This window comes from Streptomyces sp. 8N616 (assembly GCF_052246385.1).
Classification (GTDB): Bacteria; Actinomycetota; Actinomycetes; order Streptomycetales; family Streptomycetaceae; genus Streptomyces.
Genome location: NZ_JBQQBY010000025.1, coordinates 1 through 16,280, shown reverse-complemented (window position 1 = coordinate 16,280; position 16,280 = coordinate 1). Strand labels below are relative to the sequence as shown.

General features: G+C 69.1%; 12 protein-coding genes and 2 pseudogenes. 9 read left to right on the top strand and 5 right to left on the bottom strand.

Going from position 1 to position 16,280, the window contains the following annotated elements; genetic code table 11:
* The first annotated feature begins 149 nt into the window (after positions 1-149).
* From ACTWQC_RS22590 to ACTWQC_RS22570, 5 genes are all read left to right on the top strand, one after another.
* Complete coding sequence (locus ACTWQC_RS22590) at positions 150-1,388, top strand: MurT ligase domain-containing protein (RefSeq protein ID WP_443317603.1); 1,239 nt, start codon at positions 150-152, stop codon at positions 1,386-1,388.
* 50 nt (positions 1,389-1,438) lie between these two features.
* Entirely contained in the window at positions 1,439-2,167 is a 729-nt protein-coding gene (locus ACTWQC_RS22585; protein ID WP_443317602.1) for a type 1 glutamine amidotransferase, read from the top strand.
* 184 nt (positions 2,168-2,351) lie between these two features.
* Entirely contained in the window at positions 2,352-3,377 is a 1,026-nt protein-coding gene (locus tag ACTWQC_RS22580) for a 6-phosphofructokinase (RefSeq protein WP_443317601.1), read from the top strand.
* Between the two features lie 166 nt (positions 3,378-3,543).
* Positions 3,544-4,494, top strand: a complete 951-nt coding sequence (locus ACTWQC_RS22575; RefSeq protein WP_443317600.1) for a cytochrome c oxidase assembly protein — start codon at positions 3,544-3,546, stop codon at positions 4,492-4,494.
* 156 nt (positions 4,495-4,650) lie between these two features.
* Positions 4,651-4,818: a hypothetical protein gene (locus tag ACTWQC_RS22570; protein ID WP_443317599.1), complete on the top strand. Its 168-nt coding sequence runs from the start codon at positions 4,651-4,653 to the stop codon at positions 4,816-4,818.
* 129 nt (positions 4,819-4,947) lie between these two features.
* On the opposite strand, the gene ACTWQC_RS22565 is transcribed toward ACTWQC_RS22570, so the two are convergent.
* Both ACTWQC_RS22565 and helR read right to left on the bottom strand, forming a co-directional pair.
* On the bottom strand, positions 4,948-5,475 hold the full coding sequence (locus tag ACTWQC_RS22565) for a toll/interleukin-1 receptor domain-containing protein (protein ID WP_443317598.1): 528 nt from the start codon (positions 5,473-5,475) through the stop codon (positions 4,948-4,950).
* A gap of 16 nt (positions 5,476-5,491) precedes the next feature.
* Positions 5,492-7,639 carry an RNA polymerase recycling motor ATPase HelR gene (gene helR, locus ACTWQC_RS22560; RefSeq protein ID WP_443317597.1) on the bottom strand — a complete coding sequence of 716 codons (2,148 nt, stop codon included), beginning with the start codon at positions 7,637-7,639 and terminating at the stop codon, positions 5,492-5,494.
* 248 nt (positions 7,640-7,887) lie between these two features.
* Between helR and ACTWQC_RS22555 the strand changes: the two genes are divergently transcribed.
* Positions 7,888-8,310 (top strand): SDR family oxidoreductase, encoded by a 423-nt coding sequence (locus ACTWQC_RS22555; protein ID WP_443317596.1) that lies wholly within the window; start codon positions 7,888-7,890, stop codon positions 8,308-8,310.
* Between the two features lie 520 nt (positions 8,311-8,830).
* On the top strand, positions 8,831-10,024 hold the full coding sequence (locus ACTWQC_RS22550; RefSeq protein ID WP_443317595.1) for an aminotransferase class I/II-fold pyridoxal phosphate-dependent enzyme: 1,194 nt from the start codon (positions 8,831-8,833) through the stop codon (positions 10,022-10,024).
* Positions 10,025-10,043: 19 nt separating this feature from the next.
* Here the strand turns inward: ACTWQC_RS22550 and ACTWQC_RS22545 are convergent, their stop codons facing one another.
* Together ACTWQC_RS22545 and ACTWQC_RS22540 are read right to left on the bottom strand one after the other, a co-directional pair.
* Positions 10,044-12,026: a diguanylate cyclase domain-containing protein gene (locus ACTWQC_RS22545; RefSeq protein WP_443317692.1), complete on the bottom strand. Its 1,983-nt coding sequence runs from the start codon at positions 12,024-12,026 to the stop codon at positions 10,044-10,046.
* A 451-nt stretch (positions 12,027-12,477) separates the two neighbouring features.
* Positions 12,478-13,923 (bottom strand): FAD-dependent monooxygenase, encoded by a 1,446-nt coding sequence (locus ACTWQC_RS22540; protein WP_443317594.1) that lies wholly within the window; start codon positions 13,921-13,923, stop codon positions 12,478-12,480.
* Positions 13,924-14,092: 169 nt separating this feature from the next.
* Between ACTWQC_RS22540 and ACTWQC_RS22535 the strand changes: the two genes are divergently transcribed.
* The gene (locus ACTWQC_RS22535; protein ID WP_119102998.1) at positions 14,093-14,692 is read left to right on the top strand and encodes a TetR/AcrR family transcriptional regulator; all 600 of its coding nucleotides are present in this window, start codon (positions 14,093-14,095) and stop codon (positions 14,690-14,692) included.
* 164 nt (positions 14,693-14,856) lie between these two features.
* Here the strand turns inward: ACTWQC_RS22535 and ACTWQC_RS22530 are convergent.
* Positions 14,857-15,700, bottom strand: a pseudogene (locus tag ACTWQC_RS22530) (IS5 family transposase).
* A gap of 94 nt (positions 15,701-15,794) precedes the next feature.
* Between ACTWQC_RS22530 and ACTWQC_RS22525 the strand changes: the two are divergent.
* Positions 15,795-16,166: pseudogene (locus tag ACTWQC_RS22525) on the top strand (transposase); the annotation flags it as partial.
* Between the last annotated feature and the right edge of the window lie 114 nt (positions 16,167-16,280).

Sequence of the window (16,280 nt, the reverse complement as noted above, 5' to 3'; positions counted from 1 at the left end):
CCGGGGGTTGCGGGTTCTGGCCCACGGGAGGATCTCGATAGGCTGACCCTCTACCGAAGCCTCCCGGCTGGCGATTCGGCGCGGAGGGGGGCGTTCCACCGACGGACCGGGGGCGGGCGCGGCGCCGGATGCAAGGAGGAACAAGGACGATGGCAGGCAACTCGGAGCCGCTGTCGCCGCGGGCCAAGCTGGCCGTGACGGCGGGCAAGGCCGCGGCGGCGGTGTCGCGGGCGGCGGGCCGCGGAAGCGGATCGGTGATCGGCGGCCGGGTGGCCCTCAGACTCGAGCCCGACCTCCTCGCCCGGCTGGCCCAGCACCTGGACGTCGTTCTGGTGTCGGCGACCAACGGCAAGACCACGACGACCCGGCTGATCGCCGAGGCGCTGCGGGCCAGCGGCCCGGTGGTCTCCAATGCGCTCGGCGCGAACATGCCGGCGGGCATCACCTCCGCGCTCGCCGGCGGCTCCGACGCCCGGTTCGGCGTCATCGAGGTCGACGAGAAGTACCTCGCGGGCGTGGCCAGGGACGTCGGCCCCAAGGCCATCGCCCTGCTCAACCTCTCCCGCGACCAGCTCGACCGTGCCGCGGAGACCCGTATGCTCGCCGAGAAGTGGCGCGAGGGCCTGTCGGGCGTCAAGGCCACGGTGATCGCCAACTGCGACGACCCGCTGGTCGTATGGGCCGCCTCATCCTCCCCGAACGTGGTCTGGGTCGCGGCAGGGCAGGAGTGGAAGGACGACGCCTGGTCCTGCCCGTCCTGCGGCGGCGTGCTGCAGCGCCCCGGCGACGACTGGATGTGCGGTGACTGCGGCTTCCGCCGCCCCGTGCCGACCTGGGCGCTCAACGGCGACCACGTCCTCGACCCGCACGGCTCCGCGTGGCCGATCCGGCTCCAGCTCCCGGGCCGGGCGAACAAGGCGAACGCCACCACGTCCGCCGCCGTGGCCGCCGCCTTCGGCGTGCCGCCGCAGGTGGCGCTGGAGCGGATGTACCAGGTGCAGGCGGTCGCCGGGCGCTATGACGTCGTCGGCTTCCAGGGCCGCGAGCTGCGGCTGCTGCTGGCGAAGAACCCGGCCGGCTGGCTGGAGACCTTCTCGCTGATCGACCCGCCGCCCACGCCGGTGATCCTCTCCGTGAACGCGCGCGGCGCGGACGGCACCGACACCTCCTGGCTGTGGGACGTCGACTACACCCGGCTGGCCGGCCACCCGATCTGCGTCATCGGCGACCGTAGACTGGACCTGGCGGTACGGCTCGAGGTCGCGGGCCTGGACTTCCGGGTCTGCGAGACCCTGGACGAGGCCGTGCAGCTGTGCCCGCCCGGCCGGATCGAGACCATCGCCAACTACACCGCGTTCCAGGACCTGCGCCGCCGCGTCGGCAACTGACCGGGAACCGACGAGACCTGATCACGAGAACCGGACAAGGACGAGCGAGCATGAGCGATACCGGCCTGCGCCTGGTGTGGGTCTACCCCGACCTGCTGAGCACGTACGGTGACCAGGGCAACGTCCTGGTCGTGGAGCGGCGGGCCCGGCAGCGGGGTCTGCAGGTGGCGCGCGTCGACGTGCGCTCCGACCAGCCGCTGCCCACCTCGGGCGACATCTATCTGATCGGCGGCGGCGAGGACCGGCCGCAGCGGCTCGCGGCCGAGCGGCTGCGCCGCGACGGCGGGCTGAACCGCGCGGTCGCCAACGGCGCAATCCTCTTCTCGGTCTGCGCCGGCTACCAGATCCTGGGCCACGAGTTCATCAACGACCTCGGCGAGCGGGAGCCGGGGCTCGGGCTGCTCGACGTGGTCAGCACCCGGGGCGAGGGCGCGCGGTGCGTGGGCGACGTGCTGGCCGACATCGACGCCCAGCTGAACCTGCCGCCGCTGACCGGGTTCGAGAACCACCAGGGCATCACGCACCTCGGCCCGACCGCCCGCCCGTTCGCCAAGGTCCGGTTCGGCAACGGCAACGGCAACGGCGACGGCTTCGAGGGCGCGTACAACGACACCGTCTTCGGCACGTACATGCACGGCCCTGTGCTGGCCCGCAATCCGCACATCGCGGACATGCTGCTGAAGCTGGCGCTGGACGTGAACGCGCTGCCGCCGGTCGACGACCGCTGGTACGAGGCGCTGCGCCAGGAGCGGATCGCCGCCGCCACCCAGCCCGCCTGACAGGAAGCGCGTCCCACCTGACAAGAACCCTGTCCACCTGACAGAACCGTGTCCGCCTGACGGTCGGATGCTTCGCCCGCCGCCCGGCGCTTGTAGGGTGGCGGGGCGCTTGTAGATTGAGCGAGTCCCGCCGGACGACGGGGTCCGGCCGCCGGTCTTTAAGGTTCCTGAGGTATTTCGAGCAATGCGCATTGGTGTGCTCACATCCGGCGGCGACTGCCCCGGTCTGAACGCCGTCATCCGGTCCGTGGTGCACCGCGCCGTGGCGGATCACGGCGACGACGTCATCGGCTTCCACGATGGGTGGAAGGGGCTTCTGGAGTGCGACTACCGGAAGCTCGACCTGGACGCGGTGGGCGGCATCCTGGCCCGCGGCGGCACCATCCTCGGCTCGTCCCGGGTGCAGCCCGCGCACCTGCGGGACGGCGTCGAGCGGGCCAAGGGCCATGTCGCGGACCTCGGCCTCGACGCGATCATTCCGATCGGCGGTGAGGGCACGCTCAAGGCGGCGCGCATGCTGTCGGACGCGGGCCTGCCGATCGTCGGCGTGCCCAAGACCATCGACAACGACATCGCCTCGACCGATGTGACCTTCGGTTTCGACACGGCCGTGGGCGTGGCGACCGAGGCCCTGGACCGGCTGAAGACGACGGCCGAGTCGCACCAGCGGGTGCTGATCGTCGAGGTCATGGGGCGGCACACGGGCTGGATCGCGCTGCACTCGGGCATGGCGGCCGGCGCGCACGCGATCGTCGTGCCCGAGCGGCCCTTCGACATCGGCGAGTTGACGGAGGTCGTCGGGCGGCGCTTCTCGGCGGGCAAGAAGTTCGCGATCGTCGTGGTCGCGGAGGGCGCGAAGCCGCGCGAGGGCTCGATGGAGTTCGACGAGGGCGGCAAGGACATATACGGCCACGAGCGGTTCGCGGGCGTGGCCCGGCAGCTGTCCATCGAGCTGGAGGAGCGCCTGGGCAAGGAGGCCCGCCCGGTGATCCTGGGCCATGTGCAGCGCGGCGGCACCCCCACCGCGTACGACCGCGTGCTCGCCACCCGCTTCGGCTGGCACGCCGTGGAGGCAGCGCACCGGGGCGACTTCGGGATGATGACGGCGCTGCGCGGCACGGAGATCACGCTGGTGCCGCTCGCGGAGGCGGTGGAGACGCTGAAGACCGTGCCCCCGGAGCGGTACACCGAGGCCGAGTGCGTGCTGTGAGTTCGCTCGGTGGGCTCGACGGCTAGGTCTGTGAGCTCGATGTGAGCTGACCCCGGCACCCGGCCTCGGCACCAGGCGTTCGCACCGGCTGCCCCCGGCCTCAGGCCCGGCCGGGGGCGGTTCTAGTCTGGTGCGGACACATCGGTGCGAAACAGGAGCGGGGCGGATGGATCACAGCGGGCACGGCATGACGATGGATCTGCCGCCGTTCACGCTGGGCCGGGGCCTGGAGTTCACCGGAGATCCGTTCTTCCTGGTCGGCTGCCTGCTCGCACTGGGCCTGTACGGGTGGGGGGTCGCGCGGCTGCGGCGGCGCGGCGACGCCTGGCCCCTGGGCCGTACGGTCTCGTTCGTCATCGGTGTGCTCACGGTCGCGCTGGTGATGTGCACGGCGCTCAACGACTACGGCATGGTCATGTTCAGCGTGCACATGGTGCAGCACATGGTGATCAGCATGCTGTCGCCGATCCTGCTGCTGCTCGGCGCGCCGGTGACCCTGGCGCTGCGGGCGCTGCCGTCGGCGGGCCGGGACCGCAAGGGGCCGCGCGAGCTGCTCGTGGCCCTGCTGCACAGCCGGTACGTACGGATCGTCTCGCATCCGGCGTTCACGATCCCGCTGTTCATCGCCAGCCTCTACGCCCTCTACTTCACGCCGCTCTTCGACTTCCTCATGGGCAGCAAGCCCGGACACATCGCGATGATGGTGCACTTCCTCGCGGTGGGCCTGGCGTTCTTCTGGCCGATCATGGGCGTGGACCCGGGGCCGCACCGCCCCGGCTACGTGATGCGGATGCTGGAGTTGTTCGCGGGCATGCCGTTCCACGCGTTCTTCGGGATCGCGCTGATGATGGCCACCGCGCCGATGGTCGGCACGTACATGCACCCGCCGGGGTCGCTGGGGATCGACGCGCTGGACGACCAGCAGTGGGCGGGCGGTATCGCCTGGGCGTTCAGCGAGATCCCGTCGGTGGTGGTGCTCGTTGCGCTGGTCTTCCAGTGGTACCGGTCCGAGCAGCGGCAGGCGCGGCGTAGGGACCGGGCCGCGGACCGCGATGGGGACAAGGAGCTGGAGGCGTACAACGCCTACCTCGCGTCGCTGCAGGCGCGCGGCCGATAGCCCCGGGGGAGGGGGCAGCCGGGCCGGGGGCCGGCCGGCCCCCGGGGCCGGGGGCCGGCTGGCCAGTAGCGGTACGGGCCGCCCGCGGGGGACGATGGTCTTCTGGCCCGTGGCCCGGCGCATGTGGTGCCCGGGCGGCCGGGAGGAGGATGCGGGATGCCCGGATCTGCGAAGACCATGGCGGTTCTGACGGTGGGGGCCCTGGTTCTGGTGACCGCCTACACCGTCGCCCTCGGGAGCAGCGGCTGGCTCTGGTTCGGCTGGGTGGTGCTCGGCCTGATCACGATCGGCGTGATGGCGACCGACCACACACACAGCGCGTAGGAACGCCCCCTCGGGACCTGCCGGAGGGCCGGGCGCTCCCCCGGCTCACCCGGGCGCGCCGGTCCTCTCGCGTCCTGTCCCGGCCCCGACGACTGTACGCGGGCCCAAGCGCCTGTACGCCGACCGCGGCTATGACTTCGACCAGTACCGCCGACTGCTGTGGAAACGCGGGATCAAGCCGGTGATCAGATCGAGTATGTCCAGCGTGACCGAATCCACCACGTCAGTGCAGGTCGATGTCGCATAGCGGTGCCGCGCCCGGGAGTTGGGGAGCAGCACCTGCTGGGCGAGCGGCCCGGAACGCAATTCCTCTTCTACGGGTACCCCGGCTGGCGGGTCCCAGCGCTGGACAGCGGCCTCGTGGCCGATGGTCTCCAGCCGTTGTCTGATCCACACCGCCCAGGGTCGGTCTGGACCCGCATAACTCACGGTGAAGCGGCTCGGGTTGCCAGAGCCCAGTTCGGCTTCCAGTGCTACGGATTCCTCAGCGGCCGGCAGCTGATGTTCCAGCGCTTCGCAACGCCGCTCCGCTTCGACGGCCTGCCGCTGGAACTGGTCCTGGTCCAGGGCCCGCTGGAGTCGCGAGATCTCTGCTTGCTTGCAGCCTGCCGCGCTCGCCCAGTAATCGGCGACGGTCGATGCACAAGCGGCGATCACGTTGTCCTGGCCGACGTCAGGAGCTCGTGAGGATGACGAGTTGCTGGGTCGCCCGGGTCATCGCGACATAGCGGTCGACCGCTCCTTCGACACCCTTACCGAACTCCTCTGGGTCGACGAGGACGACCAGGTCGAACTCGAGCCCCTTCGAGAGCTCCGGGGTCAGCGACCGGACACGGGACGTCGCCCGGAACGTGGGATCGCCGATGACGCAGGCGGTCCCGTCGGCATGCGCAGCGAGCCAGGTGCCGAGGATCGCGTCCAGATCCGAAACGGATCCGTGGACGACGGGGCTGCCGCCGCTGCGGATGGAGGTCGGCACATTGGCGTCCGGGAGCTCGGCTCGGATGACCAGCTCGGCTTCAGCCATGACCTCTTCTGGCGTGCGGTAGTTGATGCTCAGGGAGGCCACGTTGATCCGGTCGAGCCCGATCCGCTCGAGCCGTTCCTGCCACGACTCTGTGAACCCGTGCCTGGCCTGGGCGCGGTCCCCGACAATGGTGAAGCTCCGGGACGGGCAGCGGAGCAGCAGCATGTGCCACTGCGCGTCGGTCAGTTCTTGCGCCTCGTCCACGATGATGTGCGCGAACGGGCCGACGAGAGGTTCCGGGTTGGCGCTGGGCTGCGCGGTCTCGTCGATCAGGCTGTCCTGCAGGTCCTGTCCGCGCAGCATCGTCACCGCACCTTCACCGTCGTCATCGGCCTCCAGCAGACCGTCGATGACGTCGGCCCTGCGCGCACGTTCGGCGGCGACAGAGGCGTCGCGCCGACGCTTGCGTCGTGACGCCTCCGGGTCGCCGAGCCGCTGCCGTGCCGCGTCCAGGAGCGGCAGGTCGGACACCGTCCAGGCCTGAGCGTCCTCGCGCTGCAGCTTGCGAACGTCATCAGGGCTGAGCCGGGGAGCACACTTGCGAAGGTAGGCGGGCACCGACCACAGATCTCCGACGAGGTCACTCGCCTCGAGTATCGGCCACGCACGGTTGAGGGTCCTGATCAGCTCTCTGTCCTGCAGCAGCGACCTCCGGAGCAGGTCGGGCGGGGCGTCGCTGTCGTCCTTGTCCATCAGGATCGTGAGCAGCTCCTCCCGGATCTGGTCACGCGCCTCGTTGTGCGGAGTACCTGGTTCCACTGCTTCGAACGCCGCCGCCCAATCGTCGGCGCTCAGCCAGATGTCGGACCAGTGGGTCGAAACCGTCATCCCCTCGGTGGGCGGCTCCTCGTAGATACCGACCGCCGGCTCGATCGCCTTCACCAGATCCGCGGACGACTTCAGAAGGGCCACGCTCGGGTCAGTCTCGATCGCTGCTCCGGCTCCCTCGGCGACGAGGTCCCGCAGGGTGCAGGTCTGCACGCCCTCCTCTCCCAGGCTGGGCAGGACATCGGCGACGTAGGCCAGGTAGGGCTGGTGCGGACCGACGAACAGCACGCCGCCCCGACGGTGACCGAGGCGAGGGTCGGAGTAGAGGAGGTGGGCGGCGCGGTGCAGAGCGACGACGGTCTTGCCCGTACCCGGACCACCGTCGACGACCAGAGCGCCGCGGGATCCCGCCCGGATGACGGCGTCCTGGTCAGCCTGGATGGTGGCGAGCACGTCACGCATCCGGGCCGACCGGTTGCTGCCCAGGCTGGCGATGAACGCGGACTGGTCGTCGAGCGCGGCGTGCCCCTCGAGCCCGTCAGCGGTGAACACTTCGTCCCAGTAGTCGCTGATCCGGCCGCGGGTCCAGCGATACCTGCGGCGGCTTGCCAGACCCATCGGGTTGGCGTGGGTCGCTGCGAAGAACGGCTCGGCCGCGGGGGAGCGCCAGTCGAGCAGCAGCCGGCGCCCCGCGCTGTCGGTGAGGCCAAGGCGTCCGATGTACACGGGCTCGGGATTGTCCGTACTGACGATGTGTCCCAGGCACAGGTCCAAACCGAAGCGGCGCAAAGCGCGCAGGCGACCGGTCAGCCGATGAATCTCCGTGTCCCGGTCCATCGCCTCCCGGCCGATGCCGCCGGGAGCCCTGCGCTCGGCCTCGAGGCGGTCGGACAGTTCGGCGATCGCTTGCTCGAGGCTCTCCGCGATGGCCGCGAAGTGCTGCTCGTCGCCGTCGATCAGCGCCGGGCCGGCCTTGGGAGAGAGGCGGCCGGGAAGGTCGAACACGCTGGTGGTCAGGGGGTTCATGTCATCAGCTCCGGTCCGCGGTCGCTGCCGCGACGTCCGGCGGCGCGCACACCCGCACCCCGGTGTCGAGTGGCCGCAACGGCAGGGCGCGCCCCACCATCGGCTCGATGTCACCGCACAACCCATAAACCGACAACAACACATGCACTTCGTGAATCTCCTATTTCTGCAGGTTCTGACCTCGGCCCGCGATTCTGCCCCACGACCCGGATCTTGCCGCAAGCCCCCCAGTGCGCTATAAGTTGAGAATGGCAAGGAGTGGGTATTCCTCTTTGCCTTCGCCGCCCGTCGTGAACGGACAAGCCCTTCGCGAGGCGGCGACGCGCCGCGTACGGCGGTTTCGTCGGCCCAGGAGGATCTCCCATGGGCCTACATGCAGCCGCGGAACGAGAAGTTCTCACCCTCTTCAGCAAGGCCGGCTCGAACGTCGTCGAGAGCGCCGCCATTGCCCCCGGCCATATCCCCACCCTCCGCCCGCGCCGTGGCCGTTCACGGCGCTCTGCGGGACACCATGCTCCGTCACAGCCCCCCGCATTGGCAGGCCCGAGGACGTCGCGGCCGCCGTGGTCTTCCACGCCTCCGATGAGACGGCCCACATCACCGGCCAAATCCTCGGTATCGACGGCGGCCTGTCGGGCCATCAGTCCTTCATCGCCGCCATACGGACCTGAACCGCGACGCGCCGCTCCCGGCGCCCCATCGAGGACACCGGGCCACCGCCTCCGGTCTCCTCGGCAACGACCGTACGGACCCGCTCGGGCAGCGTGTCCGTCAGTTGACCCCTCCCGATCCCTCCGGGCGGTGCTCCGTTGCAGCTGGTCGGCCAGCACACATGAGGAGCGCAAGCCCGTGGAGGCCGTCGAGCGCCTGCGCGCGCATGACGACGAGCTGGCCATGTGTCAGCTCAATCAACGCTGCCCCTGCCAGAGTGAGGCCTCTCTCCCGGACGTTGGTGCCCGGCCGAGTGCTCGCGCCAAGCCGGATGCAACCGGTGACAAACAACGATCGCAGCATTACACACTCCGGCAGGATGAGGCTTGCAGTTGACCGATCTTGACCGGGTGAAAGTTTCGTATTGTGGTTTCGTCCTCTCATCCGGAAATATTCGCTCCGCATGTTTGCGGTGAGGGCCGCTATGCAAGACGAGCCAAAAGGGTTGCCCATGCCGGAAGCGCAGGAAGAAGGCCATGGATGAGCGTCATAGAAAAGTGCACCTCGTACACCCGTTCCCGAGACCTCAAAAAAAGGGGATGGTACCCCTTCTACTTAAATTTCAGCGAGCGGGACCGCGGCGTTGCCCGCCTTCCTGACGGACGCAGAGTCATCATGTGCGGTTCAAATGACTACCTGGGACTGAGCGCTGAGCCGCGGGTAAGCGATGCCGCCGCCGAAGCCTCGCACCGGTACGGCGGAGGCTGCACCGGTTCCCGCCTCCTGAATGGCAACCTCGCCCTCCACGACCACCTGGAGAAGGAACTCGCCCAGTTCTTCGGCAAGCCGGCTGCCCTGCTGCTGGCCACCGGCTATCAGACCAACCTCGCTGCTGTCGCTGGGCTCTGCGGTCCGGGCGACTACGTACTCATCGACAAGCAGGCGCACGCTTCCCTTATCGACGCCGCTCGGCTCAGCCGCGCCAGAGTCCAGTGGTTCGCTCATAACGACACGGAGGAACTGACCCGTAAGCTTGAGCGACTCCCTGAGAACGTCGGCAGGATGGTTTTGGTCGACGGTGTCTACAGCATGGAGGGAGACCTCTGCCCGCTGCCGGAACTCATTCAGGTGTGCCGGCAGCATGAAGCCACTCTGCTTGTCGACGACGCACATGGCGCGGGCGTGTTGGCCAAAGGGAGGGGAACCTGTGCTCACTACGGTCTCATGGATGAGGTGCCACTCGTCACGCTCACCTTCTCCAAGGCTTTCGGATCGGCTGGAGGAGCAATCCTCGGCGATGAGGATGTGATTGAGTACCTCCGCCACCACGCCCGTAGTCTGTTGTTCTCCGCGAGCTTGAGTCCGGCCAACACAGCGGCAACCTTGGAGTCTCTGAGCATCCTTCAGGACGAGCCCTGGCGCTGTGAAGCCGTCATCTCCAAGGCCACATTCATGCGACGGGAGCTGGCGTCCCTTGGTTACCCCATGGGTACCAGCCAAACTCCCATAGTCCCTATCGATACGGTGAACGAACAGCGCACGCTCTTGGCGTGGAATCTCCTGATGCAGCAGGGGGTTTATGTCAACGCGGTACTTCCTCCGGCCGCGTCGCCCCGCCTGAGAACCAGCTATATCGCCGTGCACACCGAGGAGCATCTCGCGCAAGCACTCGAGGGATTCGTCGCGGTCCGCGGACAGCTGCTCGCAGAGCCGGCCCGGGCCCACTCAACCTGATGAAGAAGCCGGGTGCCTGCTATCGGTCTCTTCTACCCCGGGAAACACAGGATCCGTTGTCGGCAGGAGTGGAGCCCGGACTTTCACTGCTGTACGTCGGCGGCTGGTGCACCTCAATGCGTCCCCTGCCTGCGGCCTTCGCCGCGTACATCGCCAGGTCGGCTCTGCGCATCAATTCATCGGGGGTGATCTCCGGGGTGGCCACCGCGATTCCGATCGACGCCGCGACCACCGCCTCGGTACCGCCGATGCAGTAGGGCTTCGACAGTGCGGACAACAGCCGCTCGGCCACCTCCCGCGTCCGGGGCCCACACAGCCCCGCCTCCCCCTCCAGCAATGCGGCGAACTCGTCCCCCCCGAGGCGGGCAACGGTGTCCCCGGCGCGTACCGCGGCCTGCAGCCGCAGCGCAGCCTGGATGAGCAGCTCATCGCCCACCGCGTGACCCGCCGAATCGTTGACCGACTTGAAGCCGTCAAGGTCCAGGAAGAGCACTGCGGGCGGGGCACGGTGGGCCGATCGCTTGGCCAGAGCGTGCTTGAGCCGGTCCGCGAACAAAGCACGATTGGGTAGGCCGGTCAACGTATCGTGGAACGCCAAATGCTCCAGCCGCGCCTGCAGCGCAGCGCGCTCGCTCACGTCCCGGCTATTGATGATCAATCCATTGGCATGGCGGCTGATCGTTGACTCGGTGTGGCGCCATTGTCCGTCGGCCGCCCGAATCCGGCAGGACACGCGGCGGCTGGGGCTGTGGCTGCTGAGTCCGCCTTCCTCCCGCAGCTTCCCCATGGTATTCGTCAGCGGCGCCACGTCGTCGTGATGGATGAGCAGGGCCAGGTGGGTGCCGAGCAGATCCTCGGGTCGGTACCCGAAGACCTGTCGCACCGACGGACTGATATAGAGCAGGACACAGTCCTGTCCGGCAATAGCGATGACGTCACTCGAACTCTGGACGAGAGTACGGAAGTGGTCCTCACGGACGGCAACCTCTCGCGCAAGGCACAGATTCTCGGCGTGCGCGACGCCCGCACGCGCGCTGAGTGTCAACAGTACGGAGCCTCCGACGAGCAGCGTGACTGCATCGAGGCGGCCACCGGCCAAGAGGTGCGCCGCCACGGCAACCGCACAAACGACTACGGGGACGAACGCAGCCACCACTCCAGCCACGGGCAGCTGCCGCCGGTGGACCCCAAGGGCGCTGCCGCCGCCAGGCATCCACGGCGCTGCGGCGATGAGGAACATACCGGTCATCGAGCATGTCTCCGTGAGGGGGATCGTGGTCGCGACCACAGGCTCGGTCGAGAAGATGCGGAGCATGTCACTCACCGCGAAGAGGGTGAGACCAACCGCCCCGAAGTTGACCGCTGCGCGTTCCCCCGGCCGCATGGCGAACCGCATGACCAGCAGCAGTCCCAGGACGAGGATGTCTGCAACAACGCGGCCGAGATCGGACAGTGCTCTGAGCACGTCGCCGCCCAAATCCGCCCGCTGCAAAAGGAACACCCAGCCGAGCGTGAACAGCGATCCAGCGATCATCCAGCCGTCCAGGAGCCGGCGCAGCCAGATCAGCACCATGCCGCCTTCGCTGGCCGCGACGACCAACGCGGCCACGCCCATACCGAGCGCGATGGCGATTCCCGCCACGGCCAGCATTTCGATCGCCCGATAGAGCACACCCGTGGACGACTCCAGCAGCGCGGTGAGTTGGCGCAGCACAAACTCGTGCACGCCGGCCGCACCCGTCGATACACCGAGCAACATCAGGCGCAGCCGCACCCGCCCCGTGGCCGTTCGCGCACGCGCCAGGAGGGAGAAGGCAGCGACACCGTGCGCAGCGGGCACCCCGACATCCGCCACCAGCAGTGCCGAGTGGGCAAATCGCCCGCCCACGGCCGCAGCGATCGCCGAGCCGATACAGATGGCCTGGCCCGCTCCGGCCACATACGGCCAGCTGCTGCGTAGCTCCCCCTGTGGCGAACCATCACCGTCAGCACACCTCAGCACCAGACGCAACGCGAACTCCCCGAGACGGTCTCCGGCTCAGATGCCTCATCCCCGAACCTCGACGGCGGAGTAGGGGACGGCAAAAAAGTAGAGCGCTCCATTGCCTTACCGGGATGCGCGATTCCTCGTTCACCTGAAATAACGACAGATGCCTGCCCTACGGGATACTGGCGAGGTCTGGATGGTAAGGGCCGGTGGCGGTCGCTACCTCATCCGCTGCTCGAGGTGGCGTTCGTCTTCACCCTGCCGGTCAACCATTGGACGCGATCGGCCGCGGCAGGGGCCACGCCGTCGTCCACGCCCACCTGGCGCAGACGGCCTGGCACACCGGATACGCGCTCTGCGCCGCTGACACCTAGGCCCCTGTCGTTCGGATCAGCCCGGCCGTGAGGTGCGGCACCTCTCGACCTGCCCTGACCCCGCGACGCCGGGATGATCCAGCCGAGAGGGCCTAGCCCAGATACCGGGCCACCGCCTCCTCGATCCCCGCCGCGTCCGCACCCTCCGCCGCCCAGGCCACGTATCCGTCGGGCCGTACCAGGACGGTCGTCCGGCGGTCGCCCGCCCAGCGCTCCACGGTCAGCCACCCCTCACGGACACCGGGGCCTTCGTACGTCCCGGGCGTGATCAGCACGAACCGGCCGCCGCGCAGCGCCTCGTAGAGCCGGCCGTCCTTCAGGGCGACGTCGGGGACGCGGGTGCCGGTGAGGCGGTGGGCGCCGCGGGGGGCGGGGTAGGCGTAGCCGATCCCGGTGATCTGACCCAGGGCCTTGCGCTGGACGGGCGGGGCCATGTCGACGAACGCGGAGACAAGGGCGCGGGCGGCACGCAGCAGCGGATTCCGCGCGCGGGCCAGCCGGACCAGTCCGCCACTGCTGCGCAGCACCGCCCTGCCGACCGGGTGGCGCTCGGCCTCGTAGCTGTCGAGGAGCCCTTCGGGCGCCCGGCCCTGGACGGCCGCGGCGAGCTTCCAGCTCAGGTTGGCGGCGTCCTGGAGGCCGGTGTTCATGCCCTGCCCGCCGGCCGGGGAGTGGATGTGCGCGGCGTCCCCGGCGAGGAAGACCCGCCCGACCCGGTAGTGCGGTGCCTGGCGCTCGTCACTGTGGAAACGGGAGAGCCAGCGGGCGTCGTGCATGCCGTAGTCGGCGCCGAGGGCACGGCGGGTGATCTCCTTGACCTCGTCGAGGTCGAGCGGGGCGTCGTCGGAGACCTCGTTGCGGCGGTTCCAGCCCATGACCCGGTACCAGCCGTCGCCGAAGGAGGCGATCATCGCGAAGGCGTCGCCGCGGCCGTTGACGGTGAGGACGCCCTCGGGCTTCTCGGCCAGCCGGACATCGGCCAGGATCAGCGACTTGATGACGGAGACACCGGGGAAGTCCAGGCCGATCGCCTCCCGCACGGCGCTCCGGTGACCGTCGGCGCCGACGACATAGGCCGCCCGGCGGGTGACGACCGCCCCGTCCGCGCCGCGCACGTCGAGGTCGACCCCCTCGTCGTCCTGCCGCAGCCCCACGACCTCGCTCTCGTACGCGAACTCGACCCCAGCCTCCCGGGCCCGCCGCTCCAGGAGCCGCTCGACCTCGTACTGCGGGGTGATGAGCAGGAACGGGAAACGCGAGGGCAGCGTGCTCAGATCGAGGGAGAGGCGGCGGAAGAGCCGCAGGCCGGTGATGGTGTCGCCGGTGGTGAGGAGTTCGTCGGCGAGGCCGCGGGCGTCGAGCTGCTCCAGGGTGCGGGCGTGCACCCCGAAGGCGCGGGAGAGGTTGCTGATCTTGCGCGGCCGCTTCTCGACGAGGGTCACGGTGACGCCGGCTGTGGCGAGGTCACCGGCGAGGAGGAGACCGGTGGGGCCGGAGCCGACGACGATCACGGTGCGGTGGGTGGCGGTGCCGTTCATGGTGGCCTCCTGTTGCCAGCGCTTGCTTGCCATCGCCTATTGCCAACAAATGTTGGCCAACGCTCGTTGACGAAGATAGCGAGACGCGAAGGAGGGTGTCAACAGTCGTTGGCAAACAACTGTTGGCGAACACTTGTTGACCCACACCCGTTGGCCTACGCTTGTTGGCATGAACGGCAGCGACAGCACCTCCACGGTTCCCGGCTCCGGCGCCCCCCGCCGCTCCGACGCCACTCGCGGCGCGATCCTCGCGGCGGCCCGCGAGCGCTTCGCGACCGACGGCTACGAGCGAGCCACCATCCGCGCCATCGCCAAGGACGCGAACATCGATCCGTCGATGGTGATGCGGTACTACCGCAACAAGGAGGGCCTCTTCGCGGCGGCCGTCGCCATCGACCTGCGGCTGCCGGACGTGAGCGGGGCGGACCGCCGGCAGGACGCGGGGCGGATCCTCGTCGAGCACTTCCTCGACATGTGGGAGAACAACGAGGTCCTCACCGCCCTGCTGCGGGTCGGCGTGACCAACCAGGCCGGGGCGGAGCGCATGCAGGGCATCCTGCGGGACCAGCTGCTGCCGGTCGCCCGGCAGGTGTGCCCCGACCCCGAGCAGGTCCCGGCACGGGCGGCACTCATGGCGTCGCAGCTGCTGGGGCTGGCGCTCACGCGGTACGTGCTGCGGATGCCGCCGGCGGTGGGGCTGGCGCGGGCGGAGATCGTGGCATGGCTGGCACCGACGATCCAGCGGTACCTGACCGCGCCGAGTCCCTGAGGCTTGCCGAGCACTCGTATCCGCCGGGGCCACGGGACCGGTAGGGCGCTGGAAGGCCACCCCGTACATGAGACCCGCCGGGCGACGAGAAATCCGGGCCCAGGAGGCCAGCCGAGCGCCGAGAACCCGCCGAGCCCCTGACACGCCTAGGCGGTCTCGTTGGATCATCGGCCGGACCAGAGGAAGATGCCTGCGATGTGGAGTCCGGCCAGGTAGATGGTGGCGGTCTTCTCGTAGCGGGTGGCGATGCCTCGCCACTGCTTCAGGCGGTTGATGCACCGCTCGACGGTGTTGCGCTGCTTGCATGCCTCCCGGTCGAAGGCCGGTGGCCGGCCGCCTTGGCTGCCCCGTCGCAGCCGGTGTCCGCGCTGGTCAGCGGGACGGGGATCACTGCCCGGATGCCGCGCTTGCGCAGGTGCTCGCGGCTCGCGCGGGAAGAGGACGCCTTATCCGCCAGAACCACGTCCGGTCTGGTGCGTGGCCGTCCTCGGCGGCGGGGAACCCGCAGGCGGGCCATGACGTCCGGGAAGGCAGGTGCGTCGCCGACCTGGCCTGCGGTCAGGACGAACGCGAGAGGCCGGCAGCGGTCGTCGGCAGCAAGGTGGATCTTTGTGGTCAGTCCGCCCCGGCACCGGCCGATGGCATGGTCGTCCGGTTCGCCGGCCGGGGCCCCTTTTTGCGGGCCCCGGCCGCATGCTGGTGAGCCCGCACGATCGTGGAGTCCACCGAGACCGCCCAGTTGAGGTCTTCCTCCGCGTCGGCCTGGGCCATCAGCGCGGTGAATACCCGCTCCCAGGTCCCGTCGACGGCCCACATCCGCAGCCGGTTGTGGACCCCTCGCCAGTTGCCGTACTTCTCCGGCAGATGGACCCACTGGGTACCGGTCTGGAACTTGTAGGCGATCGCGTCGATCACCTCACGATGGTCCCGCCAGCGGCCACCCCGTTTCGGCGTCCGGTCCGGGAGTAAGGGCTCAATCCGCGCCCACTGCGCATCAGTCAACGGCACACCCGGACCAACGGCCGACTGATCCAAACGAAACTGCCTAGTAGTGCTTCGTTAGCTCTGTCGATCTTGCCTGGTTGGGGGCATGGTTGTCGGGATGAGGCTCGGGGAGGTGGAACGGCTCCGGGGTGAGTTATCGGAGTTCGTTGCTGATGTGTTCGGTTCGCTGCCGCGCCGGGATCAGCGGCGGTGGGGCGCGTGTTATCTGCGGGGTCTGATGCTGGACGGGCGGCGCAAGTCGATCCAGCCGATGGCCGATCGGCTGCCGGACGGCAACATGCAGGCCCTGCAGCAGTTCGTGAACCAGTCGCCATGGGAGTGGACGCCGGTGCGGCAGCGGATCGCCCAACGCTTGTGCGAGGTGATCCAGCCTGAGGTGTGGGTGGTGGACGACGTGTCCTTCCCCAAGTGCGGGACAGCGTCGGTCGGGGTGGCCCGCCAGTACTGCGGAGCCCTGGGGGCCCGTAGCTGAATAACTGTCAGAGTGGATCTGCTGGGCGATCTTCGTGGGGTGGCAGGCGGGCTTTGAGCTGTTCCAGGGTGCGGGCGGGTGATCCGGGCAGCGGGGTGACGGCGACACGGT

What these genes read in the sequence shown, in the direction of transcription:
- ACTWQC_RS22580 (WP_443317601.1), top strand. Translation starts at nt 2,352, where the DNA reads ATGCGCATTGGTGTGCTCACATCCGGCGGCGACTGCCCCGGTCTGAAC.
- ACTWQC_RS22575 (WP_443317600.1), top strand. Translation starts at nt 3,544, where the DNA reads ATGGATCACAGCGGGCACGGCATGACGATGGATCTGCCGCCGTTCACG.
- ACTWQC_RS22535 (WP_119102998.1), top strand. Translation starts at nt 14,093, where the DNA reads ATGAACGGCAGCGACAGCACCTCCACGGTTCCCGGCTCCGGCGCCCCC.
- ACTWQC_RS22550 (WP_443317595.1), top strand. Translation starts at nt 8,831, where the DNA reads ATGAGCGTCATAGAAAAGTGCACCTCGTACACCCGTTCCCGAGACCTC.
- ACTWQC_RS22540 (WP_443317594.1), bottom strand. Translation starts at nt 13,923, where the DNA reads ATGAACGGCACCGCCACCCACCGCACCGTGATCGTCGTCGGCTCCGGC.
- ACTWQC_RS22585 (WP_443317602.1), top strand. Translation starts at nt 1,439, where the DNA reads ATGAGCGATACCGGCCTGCGCCTGGTGTGGGTCTACCCCGACCTGCTG.
- ACTWQC_RS22570 (WP_443317599.1), top strand. Translation starts at nt 4,651, where the DNA reads ATGCCCGGATCTGCGAAGACCATGGCGGTTCTGACGGTGGGGGCCCTG.
- ACTWQC_RS22590 (WP_443317603.1), top strand. Translation starts at nt 150, where the DNA reads ATGGCAGGCAACTCGGAGCCGCTGTCGCCGCGGGCCAAGCTGGCCGTG.
- ACTWQC_RS22555 (WP_443317596.1), top strand. Translation starts at nt 7,888, where the DNA reads ATGGCAAGGAGTGGGTATTCCTCTTTGCCTTCGCCGCCCGTCGTGAAC.
- helR (WP_443317597.1), bottom strand. Translation starts at nt 7,639, where the DNA reads ATGAACCCCCTGACCACCAGCGTGTTCGACCTTCCCGGCCGCCTCTCT.